The sequence below is a fragment of the Methanoregula sp. genome (assembly GCF_002835825.1).
Taxonomy (GTDB): Archaea; Halobacteriota; Methanomicrobia; order Methanomicrobiales; family Methanospirillaceae; genus Methanoregula.
In genome coordinates this window covers 1-5,639 of record NZ_PIZH01000126.1, presented here as the reverse complement: position 1 = coordinate 5,639, position 5,639 = coordinate 1, and the positions used below count along the sequence as shown (strand labels likewise).

The window sequence follows — 5,639 nt, the reverse complement described above, 5'->3', positions numbered from 1 at the left end:
CTTGCTACGGCGGTAGCGAGCACTTGGATGGGTGCGTCCGTGAATGCCTTTGCCCGTTCGAGCGGGGCAACGATGACCGCTGCCGCGCAGTCAGTGATGGGCGAGCAGTCGAAGAGCCGGAGGGGCTCGGCCACCATGGTTGACTTCAGCACCGTGTCGAGCGTGATCTCCGAGCGGAACTGGGCGATCGGGTTTCGTGCACCATTGTAGTGGTTTTTCACTGCAACGTGCGCCAGCTGCTCGCGGGTCATGCCGTACTTGTGCATGTAGTCGGTTGCGATCATCGCGTACAGGCCGGGGAAGGTTGCGCCGACAAACCCTTCCCACTCGCGGTCCGCTGCGCCGGTCAGGGCGTCGGTGCTCGCGCCGGGTTCAACGTCGGTCATCTTCTCGACGCCGGCTGCAACGACGATGTCCTCCATACCGCTTGCCACTGCGATCACGGCCTGCCGGAAGGCAAGGCCTCCTGATGCACAGGCGGCCTCGACACGGGTCGAGGGGATGTGGCGGGAAGCCATGCCCGCGTAGTCCGCGATCAGGGCGCCGATGTGCTCCTGCTCCACGAACCGGCCGGCGCTCATGTTCCCGACATACATGGCATCAATCTTCTCGCCTGACATCTTCGCATCTTCGAATGCAAGCGAGCCTGCCTCGACAAAGAGGTCCCTGAATGACCGGTCCCAGTGCTCGCCGAACTTCGTGCACCCGATACCGATTACTGCAACGTCTCTCATGCCTGCATCACCAGTTTCCCCTTGTGTTTCGCATACCGTGCATAGTCCAGGTAGATCGGATTCTGCAACAGCTTCTCGACAGAGGGCGCTGCGGCGCGGTTGATCTTGTCCTTGATTGCCTCGGTGACCGTGATGTCGAATGCATCGCTGCCGGCACCGGAGCCGAACGAGCAGACGAAGATATGGTCGCCCGGCTTTGCAATGTCCAGCGTTGCGGCAAGCCCGATGGGGGATGCTCCCGAGTAGGTGTTACCGAGGCGCGGGACCGCAAGGCCCGGCTTGATCTGTTCTCCAGTAAACCCGAGGTCTTTTGCGACCTTCTGCGGGAACTTGGCGTTGGGCTGGTGGAAGACCGCGTAGGTGTAATCCTTTGGCGTGGTCTTCATCTGTTCGAGCATGAGCCGGCTTGCGCCCTTCACGTGCTTGAAGTAACCGGGGTCGCCAGTAAACCGGCCGCCGTGGCGCGGATAGTCCTGCCCCTCACGGCGCCAGAAGTCGGGTGTGTCCGTGGTGAACGAGCAGGTGTGGTTCAGGGTTGCAATGGGGTCATCGTTCCCGATGATGTATGCCGCCCCTCCCGCGGCTGCGGTGTATTCGAGCGCATCGCCCGGCGCACCCTGCGAGACATCGGAGCCGATCGCAAGACCGTACTTGATCATCCCGCTCTTCACCATGCCCATGCAGGCCTGCATCCCGGCGGTTCCCGCTTTACAGGCAAATTCGAGGTCTGCTGCGGTCATGGTCGGCGTTGCGCCGATTGCCTCGCCCACCGTGCACGCGGTCGGTTTCACCGCGTAGGGGTGGGATTCACTGCCTACATATACGGCGCCGATCTCCTCCGGGTTCACATCCCTGCGGCGCAGGGCATTCCGTGCTGCTTCAACGGCGATCGTTGCCGCGTCCTCATCCATGTCCGGTACCGATTTCTCGAAAACGCCCAGGCCGCCTGAAATATCAGATGCGTTTGCACCCCAGACCCGGGCAATCTCCTCGACCTTGATACGGTATCTCGGTATGTATACACCGTACGTGATGATGCCTACCATTTCTGTTCCCTCAGGGTACTCACGATTTTGTCAATGTCCATGCTCGTGCAGAATACGGTGATTCTGTCCTTCTCCGCCATCTTTTCCACGATGGGGTGAACGTCAGGGGCATCGATCCCCTGCAGCACCACGCACCGCGGCTTGAACGGCGTGACCCGGATCGCGACCATCGGCGATTTGCCGGTCGAGACATTGGTGAAGACCAGTGCCCGCTCGGTGCTCCAGCCGTAGATGCGGTTGAACTCGTTGGACGAGAGCTGCATGATCGCGTTCAGGCTGTTGACCACCGTGTAGCCGAAGATGGCCTGGTCGGCCGACCCGCAGAGCAGCGAGCATCCGATTGTGTCTGCAAAGTCTTGCAGGGCAACGGGGTTCTCGTACTCGTGGAGGTCGTAGATCACGTCATCCTCGACGTTCGAAAAGAGCATGGTTGAATATTTCTGGATGTGTTTTCCGCCGTCTTCCTCGTCAATGGCAAGGATGGTGTCGACGATTTTGCCGACAACGGCTGTTCCGGGGCTTTTCCTTCTGCCACTCTCGTAATCGCTGATGACAGACGGAGAGACGCCCAGGCGCTCTGAAAGGACGCCCGGAGCGATCTCGAAGTTCATGCGCCACTTCTTGAGCGCGTGTCCCGGTGAGTCCGACAGCGTAATTTCGCCTGCCATCTTCTCGGCAAGCTGGTTCCGCAAACCGGATTTCATGCTCATAACCATGGAGCCCGGGTGTTAAATAACTAACGAACAAAAGTTCGACAAGAAACGAATCCCGACGGAGAGCAACGCCAAGAGCAACTCATAAATAATAAGCATCTCAATTCTGATAAGCATGATAGCAGCGGAGGATCTCCAGTGTCTCAAGGCGCTCGCGGTACGGGGCGGGTGCCACGGGCCCATCTTTGTATCAACGCAGAGCATCGGCGAGATGCTCGGGATCAGCCAGCAGACAGCGTCCCGGCGGCTGAAGGGGCTTGAGACGGCCGGGCTCATCACCCGGGCGCTTTCGGCCGACGGCCAGCACGTCACCGTGACAAAGTCTGGCGAGGAAGTGCTCCGGCGGGAGTACCAGGAATACTGTCGGATCTTCGCGGAAGGCGGCAAGTCCTACCAGCTCTCCGGCGCCGTTGTCAGCGGGATCGGCGAGGGCAAGTACTACATGAGCCTCAAGCCGTACAAGGAGCAGTTTGCCACGGCCCTCGGGTTCGAACCCTATCCCGGCACGCTCAACATCAAGCTCGCGCCTTCGAGCGTCACGGTCCGGAAGAAGATCGACGCGCTCGACTGGACCCGGATCAAGGGTTTCTCCACGGACGGGCGTACTTTTGGCGATGCACGGTGCATCCCGTGCCGGATCGGCACGATCCGGTGCGGTATTGTGGTGCCCGGCAGGACACATTACCCGGACGACCTCATCGAGGTCATTGCCCCCATCGCCCTCCGGCGCAAGCTGGGTGTCGAGGACAACGACAGCATCAACGTCGAGGTGGGGCCGTGATTGACAAGGCCCTTGCGGCACTCCGTGACGGGAAGTTCATCCTGCTCTACGACTTCGATGACCGCGAGGGCGAAACGGACTTTGCGATCCGGTCCGATGCCGTAACACCAAAGGATATCGTCCGGATGCGGAAAGATGGGGGAGGCCTCATCTGCACGGCCGTCCACCCGGTCGCTGCGCAGAAACTCGGCCTCCCGTTCGCAAGCGACGCCCTGCGGGCCATCGCTGTTGCCGAGCGTGAGGGCGATATTCCGTACGACCGGAAGAACCACTCCTCGTTCTCGCTCTGGGTCAACCACCGCAACACCTTCACCGGTATCACCGACCGCGACCGTACCCTGACCGTCAATGCCATCGCTGAGCAGGTGAAGCGGGCGATGAACGGCGGGAACGTGAACTTCCACGAGACATTCCGGACCCCGGGTCACATGGCTCTTCTCCGGGCAGCGGACGGTTTGCTTGATGTGCGCCGGGGCCAGACCGAACTCTCGGTTGCCATGGCAGAGATGGCAGGGATAACTCCGTCAATCACTATCTGCGAGATGCTGGATGACGAGTCCGGCTATGCCCTCTCAAAAGAGGACGCAAAGCTCTATGCCAGAAAGCATAAACTCGAATTTGTCGAGGGGCCGGAAGTGCTGGAAGCGTGGGAGAAGGCAAAGAAAGACAGGAAATAAACCCTGCCCCCTCTTTCTTCTCTCCTGTTCGTTTTCATCCGGCTTTTTTCATCGTGTTTTATTACGTTTCATTTCAGAGTATCACCGTGATATGGTACCGGAGATCGCGCTCCCGCCGGAATATCGGAGAAAAGGGAGCGGTGGAGAATTGTACAGCGAGATTGCGATCCGTTCCACTCCTGAACGGATCTGGGAAATCCTCGCGGATTTCTCCCGCTACCCTGAATGGAACCCGTTTATCCGGAGTATCAGGGGCGATCTCGTTCCCGGGGGAAATATCACCGCGGAGCTCCGGCCCCCTGGCTCAGCGGGAATGACCATACGGCCGGTCCTTGTGAAGGTGGATCCGCCCCAGGAGCTCCGGTGGAAAGGGCATCTTCTCATCACCGGCCTGTTTGACGGGGAGCATGTTTTCGAGATCCGGCCGCTTGACAACCAGTCCTCCCTCTTCATCCAGCGCGAGATCTTCTCGGGCATCCTCCTCCCGCTCTTTGAAACAATGCTCAAAGGCGGGACCGCCCGCGGGTTTGCAGAGATGAACAAGGCACTTAAAGAACAGGCGGAAGGTACCGTTGCGGCATGATCAGGGAGAGTGGTGCACTACCGCCCCCGTTTCATCAATTTTATCGTTCTTTCTGCCCCACTCAGGTATCGCATGAAAGTTCCGCTTACCGAACTCGATTCCCGTATGGACCGGTTCCGGGCCCGGATGGATACGAGAAAGCCCGGCTGGAAGATAGCCGCTATTACCGGTAAAGTCCCGCTCTACTATTTCACGGGCACGATGCAGGACGGGCTTCTCCTGATCCCGCAGGGTGGCGATGCGGTCTTCTGGGTCCGGCAGAGTTTCGAGCGGGCTGATGAGGAATCGCTCTTCCCCGATCTCCGGAAGATGCGGAGCTACCGCGATATTGCAGCGGCAATGGGAGCGCTCCCGAAAGAAGCGTATCTCGAGACCGAACAGGTACCGGTTGCCCAGCTCCAGCGGATGCAGAAACACCTGCCGTTCACCGATGTCCGGTCCGTGGATGCAGAGATCTCGGCGGTCCGTTCCATAAAAAGCCCGTACGAAATCGCCCTGATGGAGCGTGCCGGGAAGATCCACCGCCACGTGCTTGAGGATCTCGTCCCCGGCATGCTCACGGAAGTAATTGACGAGGTCACCTTTGCCTGCGACCTCTACTCCGTCATGGTGAGGGAGGGACACCAGGGGATCATCCGCTTCGGGATGTTCAACGAGATGCTGCTCGGCCAGATCGGGTTTGGCACGAGTTCCATCCGCCCCATCTGCGTGGACACCCCCGGGGGCGTCTCCGGCCTCCACCCCTCGGTCCCCCAGATGGGCTGCCGGGAGAAGAAGCTTAAAAAAGGCGACCTGGTGGTCATCGATATCGGGTGCGGTGTCAACGGGTACCAGACCGACAAGACGCTCTCGTACATGTTCGGGAAACAGATCCCCGATTATGCAATCCGCGAGCACGAGCGATGCGTCGAGATCCAGGACAGGCTGGCCGCCCAGCTCAAACCCGGTGCCATCCCGTCAGAGATCTACCGGAATATCATTGCCGATCTTGAACACGAATTCCTGAAGAATTTCATGGGCTCCGGTAACCACCGGTGCAAGTTCCTCGGCCACGGGAACGGTCTCTGGAACGACGAGACCCCCGTCATGTGTGAAGGCCTGGCCG

Annotated in this window: 7 protein-coding genes; 4 read left to right on the top strand and 3 right to left on the bottom strand. The window is 59.7% G+C overall.

Going from position 1 to position 5,639, the window contains the following annotated elements:
- From CW742_RS06040 to CW742_RS06030, 3 genes are all read right to left on the bottom strand, one after another.
- A partial coding sequence (locus CW742_RS06040; protein ID WP_292417877.1) for a beta-ketoacyl synthase N-terminal-like domain-containing protein occupies window positions 1-734 on the bottom strand: 734 nt, incomplete at its 3' end.
- Entirely contained in the window at window positions 731-1,780 is a 1,050-nt protein-coding gene (locus CW742_RS06035) for a hydroxymethylglutaryl-CoA synthase (protein ID WP_292417875.1), read from the bottom strand. The genes CW742_RS06040 and CW742_RS06035, both read right to left, overlap by 4 nt.
- Window positions 1,774-2,484, bottom strand: a complete 711-nt coding sequence (locus CW742_RS06030; RefSeq protein ID WP_292417872.1) for a helix-turn-helix domain-containing protein — start codon at window positions 2,482-2,484, stop codon at window positions 1,774-1,776. The genes CW742_RS06035 and CW742_RS06030 overlap by 7 nt, the downstream gene beginning before the upstream one ends.
- A gap of 124 nt (window positions 2,485-2,608) precedes the next feature.
- On the opposite strand from CW742_RS06030, the gene CW742_RS06025 reads away from it, so the two are divergent.
- The 4 genes from CW742_RS06025 to CW742_RS06010 all read left to right on the top strand — a co-directional run.
- Window positions 2,609-3,274: a DUF120 domain-containing protein gene (locus CW742_RS06025; RefSeq protein ID WP_292417869.1), complete on the top strand. Its 666-nt coding sequence runs from the start codon at window positions 2,609-2,611 to the stop codon at window positions 3,272-3,274.
- Window positions 3,271-3,951, top strand: coding sequence for a 3,4-dihydroxy-2-butanone-4-phosphate synthase (gene ribB, locus CW742_RS06020; RefSeq protein ID WP_292417866.1), 681 nt, complete (start codon window positions 3,271-3,273; stop codon window positions 3,949-3,951). The genes CW742_RS06025 and ribB overlap by 4 nt, the downstream gene beginning before the upstream one ends.
- Window positions 3,952-4,042: 91 nt before the next feature.
- The gene (locus tag CW742_RS06015) at window positions 4,043-4,534 is read left to right on the top strand and encodes an SRPBCC domain-containing protein (RefSeq protein WP_292417863.1); all 492 of its coding nucleotides are present in this window, start codon (window positions 4,043-4,045) and stop codon (window positions 4,532-4,534) included.
- A gap of 72 nt (window positions 4,535-4,606) precedes the next feature.
- Window positions 4,607-5,639, top strand: a 1,033-nt coding sequence (locus CW742_RS06010; protein ID WP_292417862.1) for a Xaa-Pro peptidase family protein, incomplete at its 3' end; no start/stop codon positions are given.

Coding starts and splice junctions, on each gene's coding strand:
- CW742_RS06035 (WP_292417875.1), bottom strand. CDS start 1,780: ATGGTAGGCATCATCACGTACGGTGTATACATACCGAGATACCGTATC.
- CW742_RS06025 (WP_292417869.1), top strand. CDS start 2,609: ATGATAGCAGCGGAGGATCTCCAGTGTCTCAAGGCGCTCGCGGTACGG.
- CW742_RS06030 (WP_292417872.1), bottom strand. CDS start 2,484: ATGAAATCCGGTTTGCGGAACCAGCTTGCCGAGAAGATGGCAGGCGAA.
- CW742_RS06015 (WP_292417863.1), top strand. CDS start 4,043: ATGGTACCGGAGATCGCGCTCCCGCCGGAATATCGGAGAAAAGGGAGC.